Genomic DNA, 1837 nt, shown 5'->3' on the forward strand with positions numbered 1-1837 from the left:
GAGAGGGTTTTCTGAAGGAATGTGCAAAAAAATGGCTCTTTTGTTCCGAAATAAAGTGATAATTTACAATAAACGGCCCGAAAAAAGCTTCCTCCAGCCCCGGAAGACCATCAAATACGCCCAGAAGCACTTCCTTGACGCCTCTTTGGTAGAGGTGTTGAAGAATTTCCTGCCATCCATAGGAGCTTTCTTGTCCTCTCACGAAGAAACCCAGAATTTCTCGATATCCTTCTTCGTTCACCCCTAACACCACATAAATGACTTCTTTCTCCACGGTTTCGCGACGAAGTTTTACGTATAAACCATCCAAATATAAGACGGAATAACGCTTGTGCAGTGGACAAGTGTGCCATTTCTCGATGTCTTCCTTCACGACATCGGTAATCCGGCTGATCGTTGCAGGAGAATAGGCATTGCCTAAAATTCGTTCAATAAACTTGCCAATTTCACGCGTACTCATGCCACTTTGATACATCCTGATGATGGCTTCCTCCAGCCAGCCCGTGTGGCGTTGGTAAGGAGCGAACAATTGGGTTTGAAATTCTCCGTTTCGGTCTCTAGGGACCAAAAGACCTTCCATCCGGCCATATTGCGTATCTAGATTTCGTTGATAGTAGCCGTTTCTCCTATTTGATGTTCCGGCTTGTTCTATTTCGAGGAAATTTTTGATTTCTTCCCGCATGATCAGTTCTAATTTTTCCTTTACAAACTGACGAATGACGCTTTCCAGTTGATTTGTCCAGTCGACATTCGGTATACTTTTAGACATAGGTAGGGTTCTCCTTTCTCTGGAATGTGTTGTGGTCCAAATCAGAGAATACCCTACCTTTTTTCTTTTGGTCTAGCAAAATGCTTTACACAAAATTTTATACATCATCGCTAGTGATGCATATTGAATCATAGGTACCTATTCTTTTTTCGGTTTTTTGGTAGTGATATAATCAAATTGAAAGAACAAGTTGAGGTGATGGAGATGGAATGGCAGGAAGTGCGTTCACTGTATCCGAACCAATTTGTGAAATTACAAGTATTGAAGTCTCGTTTACAGGGGGATCAGGAGATCATTGAAGAGGTGGCTGTCATTGGAACGGTTTCGGATGAGGACGCAACTCGTGAGTTACTGCAATCAAAAGGGGATCAGCTTGTTTATCACACTAGTCACAAGGAGATTGTCTTAAAAGTTCGTGGAACGATTGGCCTGAGAGGGAAATTTTGTTATGCAGATTGAATATCGCGATGGGTTATTGTTTACGTCGATAGAAATTGTTTATCGAGGAAGGTCCAAGTTGATTGATAATATGGTCATTGATACTGGTGCTGCCAAAACACTGATTTCTCAAAATGCAGTAGAGGATATTGATTTGCGAGTAGAGATGGGCGATCATATTGTTACTTATTATGGAATCGGTGGAAAAGAGCACGCATTTACGAAGAAATTGGACTCTATTAAATTAGGTTCTTTTCAACTCAGAGAGTATGAGGTTGATTTTAGTGGGATGGATTATGAAGGGATTAATGGTTTGTTAGGATTAGATATATTGCTAGACGCTGGACTTGTCCTAGACCTAGCCAAATTAGAAATGTATCGTTCCGGTCAAAAATAAAGAATAGTGTCCGTGCGTTGTGATCCGAAAGGAATCCGTGCCACTGTGCATTACCCGAAATACGTCGAAGTGCGGTAGATATCAGTAAAGAGAGCCTTTGACAAAATCATCCGGCTCTCTTTTGATTTATATTCGGAAAATTCTGCTTAAAATTTTTGTTTTTCCTCCCTCTAGAAATGTTGATCTATCAAGGCTTTTCGGCCTCTCAGGGGTGTCCAAAAAATATTTTTCGA

3 protein-coding genes are annotated in these 1837 nt (G+C 41.0%); 2 read left to right on the forward strand and 1 reads right to left on the reverse strand.

Annotated features, from left to right (window positions below):
* Positions 1–769, reverse strand: a 769-nt coding sequence (locus DCC82_RS16865) for an IS256 family transposase (RefSeq protein ID WP_233253082.1), incomplete at its 3' end; no start/stop codon positions are given.
* 204 nt (positions 770–973) lie between these two features.
* On the opposite strand from DCC82_RS16865, the gene DCC82_RS16870 reads away from it, so the two are divergent.
* Both DCC82_RS16870 and DCC82_RS16875 read left to right on the forward strand, forming a co-directional pair.
* Positions 974–1228, forward strand: coding sequence for a hypothetical protein (locus DCC82_RS16870; RefSeq protein WP_015863711.1), 255 nt, complete (start codon positions 974–976; stop codon positions 1226–1228).
* Positions 1218–1604, forward strand: coding sequence for a retropepsin-like aspartic protease (locus DCC82_RS16875; protein ID WP_015863712.1), 387 nt, complete (start codon positions 1218–1220; stop codon positions 1602–1604). The genes DCC82_RS16870 and DCC82_RS16875 overlap by 11 nt, the downstream gene beginning before the upstream one ends.
* Positions 1605–1837: the final 233 nt, after the last annotated feature.

The sequence above is a fragment of the Geobacillus sp. LYN3 genome (genome assembly GCF_003064505.1).
Classification (GTDB): domain Bacteria; phylum Bacillota; class Bacilli; order Bacillales; family Anoxybacillaceae; genus Parageobacillus_B; species Parageobacillus_B toebii.